The 18418-nt window shown below is 71.6% G+C and carries 9 protein-coding genes; 6 read left to right on the top strand and 3 right to left on the bottom strand.

The window, feature by feature from the left end; translation table 11 throughout:
* Nucleotides 1–7 precede the first annotated feature (7 nt).
* Entirely contained in the window at nucleotides 8–904 is an 897-nt protein-coding gene (locus ABIE67_RS20600) for a TauD/TfdA dioxygenase family protein (RefSeq protein WP_370259360.1), read from the bottom strand.
* Between the two features lie 170 nt (nucleotides 905–1074).
* Between ABIE67_RS20600 and ABIE67_RS20595 the strand changes: the two genes are divergently transcribed.
* From ABIE67_RS20595 to asnB, 6 genes are all read left to right on the top strand, one after another.
* Complete coding sequence (locus tag ABIE67_RS20595; protein ID WP_370259358.1) at nucleotides 1075–6666, top strand: SDR family NAD(P)-dependent oxidoreductase; 5592 nt, start codon at nucleotides 1075–1077, stop codon at nucleotides 6664–6666.
* On the top strand, nucleotides 6656–8569 hold the full coding sequence (locus ABIE67_RS20590) for a beta-ketoacyl synthase N-terminal-like domain-containing protein (RefSeq protein WP_370259356.1): 1914 nt from the start codon (nucleotides 6656–6658) through the stop codon (nucleotides 8567–8569). The genes ABIE67_RS20595 and ABIE67_RS20590 overlap by 11 nt, the downstream gene beginning before the upstream one ends.
* Entirely contained in the window at nucleotides 8556–10112 is a 1557-nt protein-coding gene (locus ABIE67_RS20585; protein WP_370259351.1) for a fatty acid--CoA ligase, read from the top strand. Before ABIE67_RS20590 ends, ABIE67_RS20585 begins: the two co-directional genes overlap by 14 nt.
* Before the next feature lie 130 nt (nucleotides 10113–10242).
* Nucleotides 10243–11463: a cytochrome P450 gene (locus ABIE67_RS20580; RefSeq protein WP_370259347.1), complete on the top strand. Its 1221-nt coding sequence runs from the start codon at nucleotides 10243–10245 to the stop codon at nucleotides 11461–11463.
* Nucleotides 11460–11702 (top strand): ferredoxin, encoded by a 243-nt coding sequence (locus ABIE67_RS20575; RefSeq protein ID WP_370259344.1) that lies wholly within the window; start codon nucleotides 11460–11462, stop codon nucleotides 11700–11702. Before ABIE67_RS20580 ends, ABIE67_RS20575 begins: the two co-directional genes overlap by 4 nt.
* Nucleotides 11703–11748: 46 nt before the next feature.
* Nucleotides 11749–13599: an asparagine synthase (glutamine-hydrolyzing) gene (gene asnB / locus ABIE67_RS20570; protein WP_370259341.1), complete on the top strand. Its 1851-nt coding sequence runs from the start codon at nucleotides 11749–11751 to the stop codon at nucleotides 13597–13599.
* Nucleotides 13600–13624: 25 nt separating this feature from the next.
* On the opposite strand, the gene ABIE67_RS20565 is transcribed toward asnB, so the two are convergent.
* Complete coding sequence (locus ABIE67_RS20565; protein WP_370259339.1) at nucleotides 13625–15481, bottom strand: MFS transporter; 1857 nt, start codon at nucleotides 15479–15481, stop codon at nucleotides 13625–13627.
* A gap of 192 nt (nucleotides 15482–15673) precedes the next feature.
* Entirely contained in the window at nucleotides 15674–18313 is a 2640-nt protein-coding gene (locus ABIE67_RS20560) for a D-alanyl-D-alanine carboxypeptidase (RefSeq protein ID WP_370259338.1), read from the bottom strand.
* Nucleotides 18314–18418: the final 105 nt, after the last annotated feature.

Genomic DNA, 18418 nt, shown 5'->3' with positions numbered 1-18418 from the left:
GGACGGGCTAGGCGGCGGGGGCCGGGACGGTGGCGTGGAAGGGCCGCTCGTCGTGCACGGTCACCCGGAAGGACACCGTCGGCTCCGGGGTGGTCGTGTGCAGCGCGCGGTGGATGAGGCTGCGGTTGTCCCAGACCAGCAGGTCCCCCTCCTCGTACGACTGGAGGTGGATGAGCTCGTGCTGGAAGGTCTCGTCGAGCTGGCCGGTCTCCCGGAACACACGTTGGAGCACCTCGTCGTCGAGGACGGTGCCCTCGGCGTCCTCGATCGCGACAGTGAAGCCCTCGCTGTTGTAGAGCACCTCCTCGTCGGTGAAGGGGTGCCGGAACACCGTCGGGTGGGCGATCACGGGGGTCTTCTGGGCGACCTCCTCGACCAGCTCGCCCAGCGGCCGGTACACGTCCGAGGGGCGGATCTTGAAGTAGCGCTGGACGGACTGGTGGGAGCGGGTGCCGGCGAGCACGGCCCGCAGGTCCTCGGGCAGCCGGGCGCAGGCCTGGCCCATGTCGATGAAGTAGGTGCCGCGGTTCTCCTTCGGGATGACCTGCGGATAGATCAGCGTGAGGCCGAACGGCTGCGGCATGAACTGGTAGTCGGCGTGCCAGAACTTGCCGGTCTTGGGTACGCCGACCTGCTGGTCGCCGGTGCTCACGTTGGAGGAGACGAAGATCTCCGACTCCTCCGGGTGCTGGTACATGGGCTCGTAGTACGTCTCGATCCGGCCGAGTCGGCGGCCGAGTGCCACGAATTCCTTGGGGGAGAGTTTCTGCCCCTTCAATACGACGATCTTTTCCGTGTACACCGCGTTCTTGAGTTTTTCGATGTCGGCGTCCGGTGCGGTCGCGTAATCGAAGCCCTCGACGGTCACGCCGAATTTCGCATCGGGCTGCTTCGAGATGATCACTGGCCCCTCCTATGCTCGTCACCCGGTCGGGAGGAAGGACGGTTCCAGTAGTCCCCAAAACAGATCTAAAGCGATTCTAAAGCCTTTCTGAAATCCCGAATCTCTTGTTCTCCACGGGGTCCCTGGAGTAAGAACGGGGGGCAGCTCGATCTGAGGGAGGAAGGGTCCGCGTGGACGATGTGCTCGATTTGGTTCGCACCTGCATGGCTGAGGTGCTGGAAGAGGACGCCGCGGATATCGAGCCCCACCGCACCTTCCAGGAGCTGGGTCTCGACTCCCTTGCCGCAGTCGAACTGCGCGACCGGCTCGACCTGGCAACGGGCCTCAGGCTTCCCTCCACCCTGGTTTTCGACTACCCGACTCCGGAATCCCTGGCGGGCTATCTGCGCAGTCACACGGAACACCTGGGGCAGGCGCACCGGGAGGTGCCGGACAATTCATCCGACGACGACCCGATCGTGATCGTCGGAATGGGATGCCGTTTCCCCGGAGGTGTCCGGTCGCCGGAGGACCTGTGGGATCTGGTGTCCTCAGGAGGCGAGGCGATATCGGGGCTGCCGACGGACCGGGGGTGGGATCTGGAGGAGCTTTTCGACCCGGATCCGGATCGGCCTGGCACGTTGTATGTGCGCGGCGGGGGATTTCTGGACCGGGTCGACGAGTTCGACGCGGAGTTCTTCGGGATTTCGCCGCGCGAGGCGCTCGCCATGGACCCGCAGCAGCGGCTGCTGCTGGAGGTCTCGTGGGAGGCGGTGGAGCGGGCCGGGATCGCCCCTTCGTCGCTGAAGGGCTCGGACACCGGAGTCTTCACCGGCCTGGCGTCGTTCGACTACCCGCTGATCGTTCACGACGTTCCGGAGATCGAGCACCACTACACCACCGGCACCCAGGCCAGTGTGGCCTCGGGCCGGGTGGCCTACGCGCTGGGTCTCGAAGGTCCGACGATGACGGTGGACACGGCGTGTTCGTCGTCGCTGGTGGCGGTCCATCTCGCGGTCCAGGCCCTGCGGGCCGGGGAGTGCACCCTGGCCCTGGCCGGCGGGGCGACCGTGCTTTCGGGACCCAGCGTGTACCTCGGGTTCTGCCGGCAACGCGGGCTCTCGGCCGACGGCCGCTGCCGGGCGTTCGCCGAGGGAGCGGACGGCTTCGGGCCGGCCGAGGGCGCGGGTGTGCTGGTGCTGGAGCGGTTGTCGGACGCCCGGCGGCTGGGGCACGAGGTGTGGGGGGTGGTGCGGGGCTCGGCGGTGAACCAGGACGGGGCGTCGAACGGTCTCACGGCACCGAACGGGCCCTCGCAGCGACGGGTGATCTCCCGTGCGCTGGCGGTGGCGGGGCTGGGCGCCGCGGACGTCGACGTGGTGGAGGCGCACGGTACCGGCACCGCGCTGGGGGACCCCATCGAGGCGCAGGCCCTGTTGGCCACGTACGGGCAGCGCGGGGCGGGTGTGCCGCCGGTGCTGCTGGGGTCGGTGAAGTCGAACATCGGGCATGCCCAGGCAGCGGCGGGCGTGGCGGGTGTGATCAAGAGTGTGCTGGCGATGCGGCACGGGCTGGTACCGGCGACGCTCCACGTGGACCGTCCGACCTCGCATGTGGACTGGGAGTCGGGGGCGGTACGGCTGGCGACCGAGGCCGTGCGGTGGCCGGAGCGGGAAGGACCGCGCCGGGCCGCGGTGTCGGCGTTCGGGATGAGCGGGACCAACGCGCACATGATCCTGGAGCAGGCGCCCGTCACCGAGGAAGCCGGTTCTGCCGGGCAGATACCCGTCGCCGAGGCGGAGGCGTCCGGGGACCTCGTGCCGCTGCTGGTGTCGGGGCGCAGCGCGGAGGCGTTGCGTGCGCAGGCGGATGCGCTGGCCGGTTATGTGGCGGCTCGTCCGGGCGCGGACCTGCGGGCGGTGGGCGCTGCCCTGGTGCGGGGACGCGCGGTCTTCGAGCACCGGGCCGTGGTGCTGGGGCGCGGGCACGCGCAGGCGCTGGCGGGACTGCGGGACGTGGCGACCGGTGCGGAGACGGCCGGTGCCGTGACCGGGGTGGCCCTCCGGACACCGAAGCCGGTGTTCGTCTTTCCCGGCCAGGGGTCGCAGTGGGCGGGCATGGGGCGGGCGTTGCTGGCGGGTTCGCCGGTGTTCGCGCAGTGGATCGCCCGGTGCGAGGAGGCGTTCGACCCGTTCGTGGACTGGTCGCTCGTGCGGGTGCTGCGGGGCGAGGTGGCCCTGGAGCGGGTGGATGTGGTCCAGCCGGCGCTGTTCGCGGTGCTGACCGGTATCGCCCGGCTGTGGGAGCACCACGGGGTGGCTCCGGCGGCGGTGGTGGGACATTCGCAGGGGGAGATCGCGGCCGCCTGCGTGGCGGGGGCGCTGAGCCTCGACGACGCGGCGCGGGTCGTGGTGCTGCGCAGCCAGGCCCTGGCCGCGCTCGCCGGGTCGGGGGGCATGGCGATGGTGATGTCGTCCCGGGCCGGGGCGCAGGAGCTGATCGGCCGGTGGCCGGAAAGACTGTGGGTGGCGGCCGTCAACGGGCCGTCGTCGACCGTGGTCTCCGGCGACGCGGCCGCGATCGAGGAGTTCCTCCGGCACACGGACGCGACGGGCGTGTGGGCCCGCCGGGTCCCGGTGGACTACGCCTCCCACTCGCCGCACATCGAGCAGGTGCGGGAACGGTTGCTCAAGGCGCTGGAGGGCATCACCCCGCGGGCCGCCCAGGTCCCCCTCTACTCCACCCTCACCGGCGGGCCGGTCGACACGGCCGGGCTGGACGCCGACCACTGGTACCGGAATCTGCGGCACACGGTCGAGTTCGACACAGCCGTGCGGGTGCTGCTGGAGGACGGGCACCGGATGTTCATCGAGATGAGCCCGCATCCGGTGCTGACCACCGCGCTGGAGCAGACGGTCGAGGCCGGTGGGCGGCCGGCCGCCGTGCTGGAGTCGCTGCGGCGTGACCAGGCGGGCCCCGACGACTTCACCGCCTCGCTCGTGCGGGCCCATGCCCAGGGGGCGCCGATCGACTGGGACACCCTGTTGCCCACCGCTTCGGCCCCTGTACTGCCGGATCTGCCGACCTACGCCTTCCAGCGCAGGCGTTACTGGCCCGCCGCCGTGGCGGGCCGGGGCCGGGACCGGGACACGGTGGTGGAGCACGCGGAGACCGGCGGCGTGCTGCTGACGAGCCGGTTCGGCCCCGACACGCATTCCTGGCCGGCCGACCACGCGGTGGCCGGGACGCCGGTCCTTCCGGGTACGGCCCTGCTGGACCTGGCGCTGCGGGCCGGCGCGGCGGCGGGGTGCCCCCGGGTGACGGAACTGGCGCTGGAGACCCCGCTGGTGGTGCCCCACCGCGGTGCCGTGCAGGTACAGGTCTGGGTGGGCGCGGCCGACGGGCAGGGGCACCGGCCGGTGACCGTTCACTCCCGCCTCGACGACGCGCCGCCGGGCACGCGCTGGACCCGCCATGCCCAGGGTGAACTCAGCGCCGACGCCGCGCCTTCGGCCTCCCGGCTCCCGGACACCGCCTGGCCGCCCGCCGGTGCCGAGCCGGTGGACATCAAGGACTTCTACGCCGATGCCGCCCGGCACGGCTATGACTACGGCCCGGCCTTCCAGGGCCTGCGCGCTCTGTGGCGCAAGGGCGACGAACTCTTCGCCGAGGCGGCCCTGCCGCAGGACGCCGGACGGGACGTACGGCGGTACGCGGTGCACCCCGCGCTCCTGGACGCGGCACTGCACCCCCTGGCACTGGACGCCGACGGCATACGGCTGCCGTTCTCCTGGCAGGGCGTGCACGCTCGGGCGGTCGACGCGACGGCACTGCGCGTCCGGATCACACCGGCCGGCCCCCACGCGGTGTCGGTTCTGGCGACGGACACCGACGGCAGGCCGGTGGTCTCGGCGCAGTCCCTGACGCTTCGCCCCGTCACATCCGAGCAGCTCGCGGCCGTTCGCACGGCCCACCAGGACGCGCTGCTGCGCGTCGACTGGCGGCCCGCACCCCCGGCCGGCCCCGGCCCGGCCCGGCAGCACCTGGCCGTCCTCGGCGCCGACCCCTCGTACAGCGGTGTCGAGCGGCACCAGGACATGGCCGCACTGCGGCACGCCCTGGATGCCGGAGCGGCCGTCCCGGACGTCGTTCTCGCGCCGTTCCACCCGGCCCCGCAGGACCCGGCAGACCGGCGGACCGCGGCCGAGGTGACGTACGGCGCGCTGACGCTCATTCAGTCCTGGCTGGCCGACGAGCGGTTGGCGTCCTCCCGGCTGGTGCTCGTCACCCGTGGCGCGGTGGCCACGCGTTCCGACGAGGGCGTTCCCGGTCTGTCCCAGGCCCCGCTCTGGGGCCTGGTCCGCTCGGCCCAGGCCGAGCACCCCGACCGCTTCGTCCTGCTGGACCTGGACCGGCCGGACGCCTCCGCGGCGGCCTCGGCGGTGACTCGGAACCCCGCCGAGCCGCAACTGGCGGTACGCGGGGGCGGCCTCCTCGTGCCTCGGCTGGCACGGGCGGTCACGGCTCGCCCGCCCCGCACCGGGCACCTGGATCCGGACGGCACCGTGCTGATCACGGGTGGCCTCGGAACGCTGGGCGGTCTGCTGGCCAGGCGCCTGGTCCAGCGCCACGGCGCACGCCATCTGCTGCTGGTCGGCCGCCAGGGCGCGGACACACCCGGTGCCGCACAACTTCTGACCGAGCTGACCTCGCTGGGGGCCCGGGTGACCGCGGCCGCCTGCGACGTCGGCGAACGGGAGGCGCTGCGCGCGCTCCTGGCGACGGTGGATCCGGACCGTCCGCTGACCGCGGTGGTGCACGCCGCGGGGCTGTTGGACGACGGTGTCATCGGTTCGCTGGACCCGGACCGCGTCGACCGGGTCTTCCGGCCCAAGGCCGACGCCGCGCTGCACCTCCATGAGCTGACCCGAGGACAGGACCTGACGATGTTCGTGCTGTTCTCCTCCGTCGCGGGCCTCCTGGGCAGCGCCGGACAGGCCAACTACGCCGCGGCGAACAGCTACCTGGACGCTCTGGCCCTCCACCGCCGCGCCCAGGGGCTGCCGGCCACCGCTCTCGCGTGGGGACACTGGGAAGAGGCCAGCGGTATGACCGCCCACATGGACCGGGCGGACCTGGCCCGGCTCTCCGCGGCGGGCATGGCATCCCTGCCGTCCGAGGCGGCGCTCGCACTGTTCGACACCGCTGCCGGCTCGGCCGAGGCGCTGTTGATGGCGGCCCGGGTCCGGACCTCCGCGCTGCGGGCCCCCGTCCCGCCGCTGTTCCAGGAACTCGCAGGGATCCCCGCCGACCGGCCCGGCCACCCGGGTGAGGACCCCGCCGCGCTCCGCGACCGGCTCGCCGAACTGCCCCGGCCGGAGCGGGAGGGCACCCTGCTGGAGCTGGTGCGCGCGCAGATCGCCGCCGTACTGGGGCACGCGTCCGCCAAGTCCGTGCCGGCCGACCGCACCCTCCACGACCTGGGCGTCGACTCACTGACGGCCCTTCAGCTGCGCAACGGCATCGGCCGCGCCGTCGCGGAACGGCTGCCGGCCACGGTGGTCTTCGACCATCCCACGGCGCTCGCCCTCGCCCGCTTCCTCGCCGCCCGGCTCTGCGGCGACGAGCCCGACGACGACAGTGCCGTCCCCGAAGCGGCGGAGACCGCCACGACGGCCGGCATGACCGAGGAGGCGGTGGCCTCGGCCACGGACGAGGAACTGTTCGCCCTACTGGAAGCCGAGTTGGGGCTCGGCGATGAGAGGTCCCCCGATGGCCGATGAGAGAACGCTCCGGGAGTACCTCAACCGGGCCACGATCGAGTTGCAGCGCACCCGTCGGCGACTGCGCGAACTGGAGCAGCGCCACGAGCCGGTGGCACTGGTCGGCATGGCGTGCCGGTACCCCGGCGGGGTGAGCAGTCCGCGGGAGCTGTGGCGGCTGCTCGTCGAGGAACGGGACGCGATCTCCGGCTTCCCGGCCGACCGCGGCTGGGACCTGGCGAGCCTGTACGACCCGGTGCACGACACCCCGGGCACCTCGGCGGTCCGCGAGGGCGGGTTCCTGCATGACGCCGCCGACTTCGACGCCGCGCCGTTCGGACTGTCGCCGCGTGAGTCGCTGGCGCTGGACCCGCAACAGCGCCTGTTGCTGGAGACGTCCTGGGAGGCACTGGAGAGCGCCGCCATAGCCCCCGACTCCCTGCGGGGCAGCCGTACCGGAGTGTTCGCCGGGGTCATGTACAACGACTACGCCTCCCGCCTGCACACCGTCCCCGCGGACCTGGAGGGGACACTGCCCCTGGGCAGTGCGCCGAGTGTGGCCTCCGGCCGCATCTCCTACGCGTTCGGACTGGAGGGCCCCGCGGTGACGGTGGACACCGCGTGCTCGTCGTCGCTGGTCGCGCTCCACCTCGCGGCCCAGGCGCTGCGCGCGGGGGAGTGCGGACTCGCGCTGGTCGGCGGGGTGGCGGTGATGTCCTCGCCGACCGTGTTCGTGTCCTTCAGCCGACTGCGCGGGCTGGCGGCCGACGGGCGGTGCAAGTCCTTCGCCGCCGCGGCGGACGGCTGGGGGCTGGCCGAGGGGGTCGGCGTACTGGTGCTGGAGCGGCTGTCGGACGCGCGGCGCCACGGCCATCCGGTACTGGCCCTGATCGCCGGCTCCGCCGTGAACCAGGCCGGAGCGTCCAACGGCATGACCGCGCCGAGCGGTTCCAGCCAGCGGAAGATGATCCAGCAGGCCCTGGCCGCCGCCGGGTTGTCCGCGGCGCAGGTCGACGCGGTGGAGGCACACGGCACGGGAACCGCCCTGGGAGACCCGATCGAGGCACAGGCGCTGCTGGACACCTACGGGCGCGATCGTCCGCCCGGACGGCCCCTGTGGCTGGGGTCGGCCAAGTCCAACCTGGGCCACACCCAGGCCGCCGGGGGCATCGCCGGAGTGATCAAGACGGTGCTGGCGATGCGGCACGGTCTGCTGCCGCGCTCGCTGCACTCCGACGTCCCCTCGCCCCATGTCGACTGGTCCGAGGGGACGGTACGGCTGCTGACCAAGGCGGTGCCCTGGCCGGACACGGGCGACGCCCCCCGCCGCGCCGGGGTGTCCTCGTTCGGCGTCAGCGGCACCAACGCGCACGTGATCCTCGAACAGGCGCCTGACCCGGACGACCCGCCCGCCCGTACCGCGGCGACACCGCGGGTGCCGTGGGTGCTGTCGGCGGCCGGCGACGACGCCCTGCGCGCCCAGGCCGAGCGGCTGCTCACCCTGCCGACGGCCACGGACCCGCTGGACGTGGCCTGGTCGCTGGTCGCTTCCCGGGCCGCCCTCGCGCATCGCGCCGTCGTCGTGGCGGACACCCGCGCGCAGTTCCGTCAGGCGCTCTCGGCCCTGGCCGAGGGCCGCCCGGCGCCCGGCCTGTTCCAGGGCGTGGCGAACTCGGCCCCCGGCCCGGCACCGGGCGTGGTGCCGCTGTCCGAGGCGGACGACCCGGGGGAGCTCCTGGCCCAGGTGGCCAGGGCGTACTGCCGCGGCGCCGCCGTGGACTGGGCCGCGCTCTTCGCGGGGCTCGGCGCCCGCCTCACCGAGCTCCCCACCTATGCCTTCCAGCGCCGCAGGTACTGGCTGGACGAGTCAGCCGCACCTGCCCGCGCACGATCCCGAAAGGGCGATGACCATGCACACCCTTGATGCCGCGCTCGCGGTGCACGCCGCCGAGCGGCCCGAGAAGACGGCCCTCGTCTGCGACGGACGCCGTACCACGTACGGCGCTCTCGCCACGCAGAGCGACCGCGGTGCACGCGCCCTGCGCGCGTCCGGTCTCGGACCGGGCGCCCGGGTGGGCTACCTCGGCAAGGAGTCCGAGCACTACTACGAACTCCTCTACGCCTGCGCCAGGAGCGGCGTCGTCCTGGTCCCGGTCAACTGGCGGCTGACCTCGCTCGAAGTGGACTACATCCTGCGTGACTCGGAGTCCGAACTCCTCTTCGTCGAGGAGGAGTTCCTCGACCTGGCCCGGCAGGTCCGGGCGGACCTCCCCGGACTGCGGACCCTGGTGCTGCTCGACTGCGCCGACCCCGCCGGCACCCCACTGGAGGAGTGGAAGTCCACCGGACGAGAGTGCGCGGCAGTCTGGCAGGCCACCCCCGACACCCCCGTCGCCCAGCTCTACACCAGCGGCACCACCGGGTTCCCCAAGGGAGTGGTGCTGGCCCACCGCAGCTTCTTCGCCGTACGGGAAGCACTCGCCGCGAGCGGAGAGGACTGGATCGACTGGCGGCCCGACGACGTCAGCCTGATCGGGATCCCCGGCTCCCACATCGGCGGGCTGTGGTGGGCCACCCAGGGGTTCAACGCCGGGATCACCAATGTCGCCCTGCGCGTCTTCGGCAGCAAGGAGGCCGTGGCGCTCGTCCGGGAGCTGGGCGTCACCACCACCTGCGTGGTGCCCGCGATGCTGCTGATGCTGCTCGCGGAACCGGAGACGGACCCCGCCGACTTCACGACCCTGCGCAAGGTGGTGTACGGCGGCTCGCCGATCTCGGAGTCCCTCCTGCGGCGGTGCATGGAGGTCATGGACTGCGAGTTCGCCCAGATCTACGGCCTGACCGAAACCGGCAACACCGCGGTCTGTCTGCCGCCCGAGGCCCATGCGAGCGGCGGTGACCTGCTGAAGGCCGCCGGACGGCCCTATCCGGGCTTCGCGGTGAAGATCGTGGACGACAAGGGCGAACAGCTGCCGCCCGGCGAGGTCGGCGAGGTCTGCCTCAGGACGCCCGGGCGGATGGTCGAGTACTGGCGGCTGCCCGAGGCGACCGAACGGACGCTGGTGGACGGCTGGATCCACACCGGTGACGCGGGCTACACCACCGAGGAGGGATACCTCTTCATCCACGACCGCATCAAGGACATGATCATCCGGGCCGGGGAGAACGTGTACCCGGCCGAGATCGAGAACGCGCTGAGCGCCCACCCGGACGTGGCGGACGTGGCGGTGATCGGGGTCCCGGACCCCCGCTGGGGTGAGGCCGTGCACGCCTTCGTCGTGCTCCGCCCCGGGCAGGGGGTCAAGCCGCGGGAGCTCAAGAGCTTCCTGCGGGACCGGATCGCCGATTTCAAGATCCCGTCGAAGTACGAGTTCATCGACCGGGTGCCGCGCAACGCCAGCGGCAAGATCCTGCGGCGCACGCTGCGGGACCGGCTCTGGAGCGCACAGGACCGGCAGGTCAACTAGGGCCTGTCGTTTGCATCATGCCGACCCGAGCGCACCAGACCCCGCTCGGGTCGGCTGAAAGGCACCGTACGTCACAGCCGGCCTGATCCAAACGACAGGCCCTGGGCATCGAGCCAGAAGGGGTTCACTCATGACACAGCCATCTTTCAGGCCCTACACGCACAAGGCCGACATTCCCTGGGAGGAACTGGCCCACGACCGCTCCCGCTGCCCCGTGGTCCACTCCGAGCACCTGGACGCGGTGCAGATCAGCTCGTACGCCGGGGTCAGGGAAGTCCTGCAGAATCTGGACAAGTTCACGAGCACCTACAGCACCCTGTGGCCGCGGGAGGAGCCGTTGCCGGAGGCCGAGCAGGTGTTCGCCGCCGCCGACCCGCCGCGCCACACCCGTCAGCGGCGGCTGTGCATCAAGGCGCTGTCCGCCTCCCGCATTCAGCACATGCGGCCGTTCAGCGAGCGCCTGGCCGACCGGCTGATCGACGCGATCGTGGCCGAGGGCCCCACGTTCGACCTGGTCAGCACCTTTGCCCGCAAGGTGAGCGAGGGGCACATCGGCGAGCTTCTCGGCCTGCCGGACGAGGACCGCGAGCACTTCCTCCACCTGTCGGCCCTGTTCGAGCTGAGCACCGCGGATCCGAAGAGCCAGGCGTACTCCCAGGAGATGGCCCACTGGCACGCCGGCCTCATGAAGATGGTGCGCGAGCGGCGCGAGGCCGGATCCGGCAGCGACGACCTGATCACGACGCTGTGCTTCGCCGAGCTGGAGGACGGCGACCGGCTGGACGAGGCCGAGGTCGCGGCAATGATCAGGTCCGTGATCCGGGCGGGCAACACCACCACCTCGGCGGCGATCGTCAACATCGTGGCCTCCCTGGAGTGGCACCCCGAGCAGAAGGCGAAGTACCTGGCCGACATCGAGGGACTGACCCCGTCCCTGGTGGAGGAGGGGCTCCGCTACGACGGCCCGGTCCTCGGCCTGTGGCGCAGATGTGCCCAGGCGACGACGGTCCAGGGACACCCGCTCGAACCCGGGGACCGGATCTTCTCCCTCTACGCCTCCGGCAACCACGACCCGGAGGTCTTCGACCGCCCGGACGAGTTCGTCATCGACCGTGACTGGAAGAAGATGCCTCCGCATCTGGCCTTCGGGTACGGCATCCATCACTGCATCGGCATGAACCTCGCCCGGCTCGAGTGCGAAACCGCCCTCTCGGCGCTCTACCGCCGACTGCCCCAGCTGCGCCTGAAGCCGGGCGCGCCGATCCCGCAGCTCCCCGGCCCTGTCTTCCGCACCTGGACCAGCCTGGAGATGGAGTACACCGCGTCGGACCCGGCCGCCGCGAACCGATGAGCACGGCCGAACCGCAGGACGGCGCTCCCCGTGTCGCCATCGACCACGACCTGTGCAGCGGCAGCGCCCACTGCCGCGACATCGCGCCCGGCATCTTCCGGATCAGGGACCAGCGCGCCTGGCTCGCCGAGGACGTACGGCCGGCCGACGTCGACGAGGACCTGCTGCGGCAGGCCGAGGTCTCCTGCCCCTGGTTCGCGATCACGGTCAGCCCGGGAGACAGGCCAGGGGGGGCCTGAACACCCCATTGTTTTCGGCACTTCTGTCCCAAGGGGGGAAACGCACATGTGCGGAATCGTCGGCTGGGTGGACTTCGAGCGGGATCTGTCCCAGGAGCGCACCACGGCGGAGGCGATGACACGGACGATGGCCTGCCGCGGTCCCGACGCCGGAGGTGTCTGGCTCGACCGCCATGCGGCCATCGGCCACCGCAGGCTGTCCGTCATCGACCTGGAAGGCGGCAGCCAGCCCATGATCGCCGAGGAGGACGGCCGCCCGTTGGCCGTGCTGACCTTCAGCGGCGAGATCTACAACCACCGCGAGCTGCGCTCCGAACTCGTCTCCCGCGGCCATCGCTTCCGCACCCGGAGCGACACGGAGGTCGTCCTGCGCGCCTACGTGGAATGGGGCCAGGGCATGGTCGACAAGCTGAACGGCATGTTCGCCTTCGGTGTCTGGGACGTTCGCCGCCAGGAACTGCTCCTCGTCCGTGACCGCATGGGCGTCAAACCGCTCTACTACCACCCCACCCCCGGCGGCGTGCTCTTCGGCTCGGAACCCAAGGCGATCCTGGCCAACCCCCAGGTCCCCCGCCGGGTGAACGCCGACGGGCTCCGCGAGATACTGGACATGGTCAAGACCCCTGAGCACGCCGTCTTCACCGGCATGTTCGAGGTCCGCCCCGGCCATGTCGTCCGCGTGCGCCGCGAAGGACTGAGCAAGCACCGGTACTGGGCGCTGGAGGCCAAGGAGCACTCTGACTCCCTGGAACAGACGGTCGGCACCGTTCGCGAACTGCTCGAGGACATCGTGTCCCGGCAGCTCGTCGCCGACGTCCCGGTGTGCAGCCTTCTCTCCGGCGGACTGGACTCCTCGGCCGTCACGGCACTCGCTGCCAAGACCTTGCAGGACCAAGGCGCCGGCCCCGTCCGCTCCTTCTCCGTCGACTTCGCCGGAGCCGCCGAGAACTTCGCTCCCGACGCCTTGCGCAGCGCCCCCGACGCACCTTTCGCGCGTGATCTCGCCGAATTCGTCAAGGCCGATCACCGGGAGATCCTGCTGGACAGCGACGATCTCAGCGACCCGGCCGTCAGCGCCGCCGTCCTCACGGCCACCGACCTTCCTCCGGTCTGGTACGGCGATCTGTGGCCGTCCCTGTATCTGCTCTTCCGCGCGGTCCGCGAGCGGTCGACCGTCGCCCTCTCCGGTGAGTCGGCCGACGAACTCTTCGGCGGCTACGTCTGGTTCCACGACCCGGAAGCACTGACCGCCGAGACCTTCCCGTGGCTCACGACCACGCCCGGCCGCTTCTGCGTCAACACCGACCTCTTCGAGCAGGGCTTTCTCGGGCGACTCGACATACCTGGCCGCCGACGTGACAGCTACCACGAGGCGCTCGCGGAAGTGCCGGTTCTCCCCGGCGAGACCGGACTGGAGAAGCGGATGCGGGAGATCGGCTACCTCAACCTCACCCGGTTCGTGAATACCCTCCTTGACCGCAAGGACCGCATGAGCATGGCTGTCGGCCTGGAGGTCCGCGTCCCCTTCTGCGATCACCGGCTCGTCGAATACGTCTTCAACACCCCGTGGGCCATGAAGAAGTTCGACGGACGTGAAAAGAGCCTGCTCCGCGCGGCCACCCGCGACATCCTGCCCGAGTCGGTCGTGGAGCGGGTGAAGGTGCCCTATCCGAGCACCCAGGACTCCGGGTACGAGAAGAACCTGCGTGACCGACTGGCCGAGGTCGTCTCCGACGGCAACGCCCCCGTCCTTCCGCTGCTCGACCCGGACCTGGTCAAAGCCCGCCTGAACCGGCCTGTCGGCGCCGAGAGCTCCCAGATGACGCGCATCGACCTGGAAGTTCCGCTCGCGCTCAACGCCTGGCTCGAGTCCTGCAACGTGACCCTGGATCTGTAGCTGCCCACAGCCCGCCGGGCGCCGGTCAGCGCAGTTCCTCCGGACAAGGCGTGCCCCGCGAGAAGTTGTACGGGGCCGCCAGCCGGTACTCGCCCGCCCGCGGAGCGATCAGCATCGTCCACTTGTCGCCGTGCGCGTCCTCCTCCGTCTCCATCAGGCAGCCGTTGACGTTGGCGTACGACTTCGGCCGGCCGTCGGGACGGTTCTCGGCGGCCTCCGTCTCCTGCGGCGGGTCGAGCTTCTTGCCGTCGGCGTCGACCAGGCCCAGCCAGGGCGAGTAGGGGATGCGAATGAGGACACGGCCCGGCTTGCTCACCCGCATCGTCATCTCGCCCTGCTCGGCCCGCTCGACGACGGCGTTCGGCTCGGCGAGCGGCGCCGGGGCGGTCACCTGGAACAGCTGCCAGTTGGCGTCGCCCCACACCTGCTTCAGATACGGCATGCCGCGCTGCACCAGTTCGCGCTCCCGCTCGGCCCCCGAGGGGTCCGGCTCGTCCTTGGGCAGCACCACGAAGTGAACGGCCCAGCGCTGGAGCCACTCGCGGTAGTTCGCGGAGTTGAGGGTGTCGTCGTAGAAGAGCGGGTTGCGCTCCATGTCGGCCTGGCGGTTCCAGCCGCGGGCCAGGTTGAAGTACGGCGCGAGGGCGGCGGCCTCACGGTGGGAGCGGGCGGGCACGACCTCCACCCGGCCCTTCTCGGCGCCGACCTCCTGGAGCTCGTTGACCAGCGGTGCCAGCTCGCGTGCCCAGGAGGCGGCCGGGGCGGCGTGGATGATGTCGTCGACCGTCTTGTAGCCGATCCAGCCGGCGAACGTGAGCAGCGCCAGCACGCCCGTGTACCACTTGCGTGAGCGCGGCACGGTGAAGGGCAGCGCGGCCACCAGGGCCGTCCCGCCGAAGAGCATCGCCAGTCGGGTGATGTTGGAACCGATCTGCGAGCTGATCACCCAGACCAGGACGACCGAGAGGCCGTAGACCGCGGACACCAGCCGCATCGTCTTCCACTCCGCGGGCACGAGCACGAAGGTGGCGACGGCGATCAGCAGCGGCAGCAGCACCGAGCCGATCACCATCGGCTGCGTGCCGGAGAAGGGGAACAGCCAGGCCGAGACGGCCACGACGGCGGTCGGCGCCAGCCCCAGCGCCCAGGCACCCGGCCGCCGCTTCTGCAGGAACAGCGCCACCGCCACGAAGCCCACGAACAGCCCCGCAACCGGCGACGACATGGTGGCCAGCGCGGCCAGCGGGGCGGCGCACAGCGCCTTCGCCCAGCGTTTGTAGCGCCAGCGGTGCGGCCAGCAGAACACGACGGCGACCGCGCCCAGCGCGAACATCGTGCCCAGGGCGAAGGTCACCCGCCCCGAGATCGCGTTGCACACCAGCCCGAAGACCCCGGCGAGCGCCGCCCACAGCGGGTTCCTGACCGACCGGCTGCGGATCAGGACCAGCGTCAGCAGGCCCGCGGAGATCGTCCCCGCGATCATCATCGTCGTACGGACACCGAGGACCGACATCAGATACGGCGAGACCACGCTGTACGACACCGGGTGCATCCCGCCGTACCAGGCCAGGTTGTACGCCGAGTCCGGATGCCGGCCGACGAACTCGGCCCAGGCGTCCTGGGCCGCGAGGTCGCCGCCGCTGCTTGCGAACGTGAAGAACCAGATGACGTGGAGAAGCCCGGCCAGGGTCGTGATCGACAGCACCGGGTGACGCAGGAGACGCTCGCGCAGGGTGGCCAAGGCGGCGGTCAGACGCGACGGCGGTCGGTCCTCCGTATGGTGTGGGCCGTCTCCCTGACGCGGCGCGGGTACGCGTATTCGCGGACCGGCTCCCCGTCCCGGATCGGCGTCGTCGGCGCGTGTCGGCTCCGCAGTGGCCACGTGTGAGGCACTCCCCGTGCTGTCTTCTGTTCTGGCCGCGTCCCGTTTCCCGCGTGTTGTCGGCCCTGTCCCTGAAGGTTCTCCGGCCGCGCCTGGTGAGCGACGACCTGCCCGTTTCGTGACGCTAGCACGCAGCCCGCCGACGGGGCCCGTCGGCGGGCTGCGATGCCGTGCCGCTTCGCCCTCCCCGGGTCAGCCGACGCGGGTCAGCTTGTCCGTGAAGCCCGGTTCGGCGAGGTCCGTCCGGAGCGCGACCGGGATCTTGACCGCACCGCTGCTGCCGTCACCCACGGTGAGCGTGCCCACCGTGGTGCCGGCCTTCGCGGTGTGCGGTACGTCGTCGGGGGCGAAGGTCAGCTTCACCTTCAGCCCGGACCAGCCGACCGCCTTGACGTCCTTGGTGGCGACGACCGGCGTACGGCCGCCGAGACCGTCGTCGACGTACCCGACGACATCGCCCTTCTTGAGGATCGTCGCCGACTCCAGCGCGTCCTGAGCGGCGCGGATGAGCTTGTCGCCCGAGTCGAGAGCGGCAGCGAGGATGCCGCCGCCCGCGTCCGGCTGGCGCACCACGGCGCCGACGACGGTCCGGGTCTCGCCGCCGATCTCCTTCTTCGCGGCGAACACGAGGTTGCCGAGGGCGGAGGTGGTGGTGCCGGTCTTGATGCCGACGACGTTGTTCCTGCCGACCAACTGGTTCCAGTTGCCGTGGTTGTGGCCCTTGTAGTCGTCGTACGACATCATCGCGGCGACCTCGCGGAAGGCGGGGTACTTCATCGCCGCCTTGGCCAGCTTCACCTGGTCCACGGCCGTGCTCACGGTGGTGTTGTTCAGACCTGAGGGGTCGGTGTACGTCGTGTTCGTCATGCCGAGGTCCTCGGCGGCGGCGTTCATCTTCGTCACGAACGCCTTCTCGGAACCGGCGTCCCAACGGGCGAGGAGACGGGCGACGTTGTTCGCGGATGCGATCAGGATGCTCTCCAGGGCCTCGCGCTGGGAGATCTTGTCGTCCTTGGTCACGTTGACGGTCGACTCCTGGCCGGCGTCGGACTGGTCCTCGGCGGCCTGGTCGATCGTGATGTTCGGGCCCTCGGCGCCGCTGTCGAGCGGGTGCTCGCGCAGGATGACGTACGCCGTCATGACCTTGGCGACACTGGCGATGGGCACGGGCTTCTGGTCGCCGGAGGAGCCGAAGGAGCCGATGCCGTCGACGTCGAGGGCGGCCTGGCCCTCGGCGGGCCACGGGATGTCGATCTTGCCGCCGTCGAAGGTGTAGCTGTCCTCGGCGGTCAGGTCGAGGGTGGGGGCCGGGAGCGGGCGCATGCTCTGCACGACCGCGAAGACGACCACGAGCAGCAGCACCAGCGGGGTCCAGATCTTGACCCGCCTCAGGGCCGTGCGGACGGGGGTGTCCGGGGGCGGGGGCGTGTTGGTCAGCTCGGCGAGCAGGTCGAGCGGGGGCCTGGGCGGCAGGGGCTGCTGGGTGGTGCGCTCGGGGCCGACCTGGGGGACGGCGGCGGTGACGTCGGGGGTGGGTGCCGGGGCGGGTGCCGGGGCCGGGGCCGGGGTCTTGGGGGTGTCCGGCTTGATGTCGGGCTTGAGCGCGACGAACTTGCTGGTGCGCTCGGAAGGGGTTTCGGGTTCGGGTTCTGCGTCGGGCTTGGGGGCCTTCAGCATGGTGGTGGGCTGGTCCACGGCTGGCTTGTCGGGGCGTACGGCCTTGAAGACGGCGGTCGGCTGGTCGACGGCCTTGCCTGCGGCCTCGGCTTCGCCTTCGGCCTTGGTGTTCCCACCCGCACCACCCGTGCGGCTCTCGTCGTCGGGTGCGGGTGGCCCCTGTGGGGCGTCCCCGCCGTCGGCGGCCGCCGGTGCGTCGTCGGCGTCCGAAGCCGCCGAGGGCTCGCCCGGGCCGTCTTCCTCGGCCTCGTCCTCCGGTGCCGCCTCGGCAACCGCGTCGTCCGCGTCCGCGACGGGCTCGGCGTCGGCGTCGGCTTCGGAATCCTCAGCCTTCTCGGCGTCCGTCCCGTCCTCGTCGCCCGCGCCGGCGTCCTGGGCGCCTTCGTCCGCGCCCTGCGCCGACTTCTCGCCCTCGGCGTCCCCGGAGGCCACCCAGGCCGCCACAGCCGCCCTCAGCCGATCGTCGCCCTTGCCTCCGGCCGCGCCCTCGGCGTTCTGCGTGCTCGCGTCGTCGGTCTCGGCCTCGTCAGTCTCGGCGTCGTCAGCCCCGGTGGCCGTGTTCTCGCCCTCGGCGTCCTCGGCGTCCTCGGCGTCGTCGACCCCGGCCACCGCGTCCTCGGTGTCGTCGACCCCGGCCACCGCGTCCTCGGCTTCAGCGCCACGCCCCGTCGCGCCCTCGGCCTCCGCGCTCGCGCTCTCCTCGTTCGCGCCCTCGGCCTCCGCGTTCACGCTCTCGGCGGCGTCCGCCTCGGCGTCCTCGTTCGCGCCCTCGGCCTCCGCGTTCACGCTCTCGGCGGCGTTCGCCTCGGCGTCCTCGTTCGCGCCCTCGGCCTCCGCGCTCGCGCTCTCGGCGGCGTTCGCCTCGGCGTCCTCGTTCGCGCCCTCGGCCTTCTCCGTCTTCGCCCGGACCGCGTCCAGTTCCTGCCGGGACAGGACCCTCGTCGCCGTGTCCACGCCGCCGCGCGGTGCGGTGGCCGCGGGCTTGGCGGAGGCGTTCTCGCGGGCCACCGCCAGGCGCGGGTCGGGGCGTTCGGCCCCGTCCGCCGGGGTGGGGTCGGGGCCGGGTCGGGATTCGGGAACCGGGATCGCGCTCCCCGACGTCGGTTCTGCCGACGACTCGCGCTGCTTCGACCTGTCGGGGGACTCGCCCGCCACCGATGCCTCCTCCATGTGCTGCCGCACGCCTCGCGTGCGTCTGCCGAACCGTGAGCCGTCGCTCGGACTCCGTGCCCGTACGACCCCCCGTGCCGCTGTCCGAAC

Source organism: Streptomyces sp. V4I8 (assembly GCF_041261225.1).
GTDB lineage: Bacteria > Actinomycetota > Actinomycetes > Streptomycetales > Streptomycetaceae > Streptomyces.
Note: the sequence above shows the minus strand (reverse complement) of the source record. Positions and strands in the feature narration are given on the sequence as shown.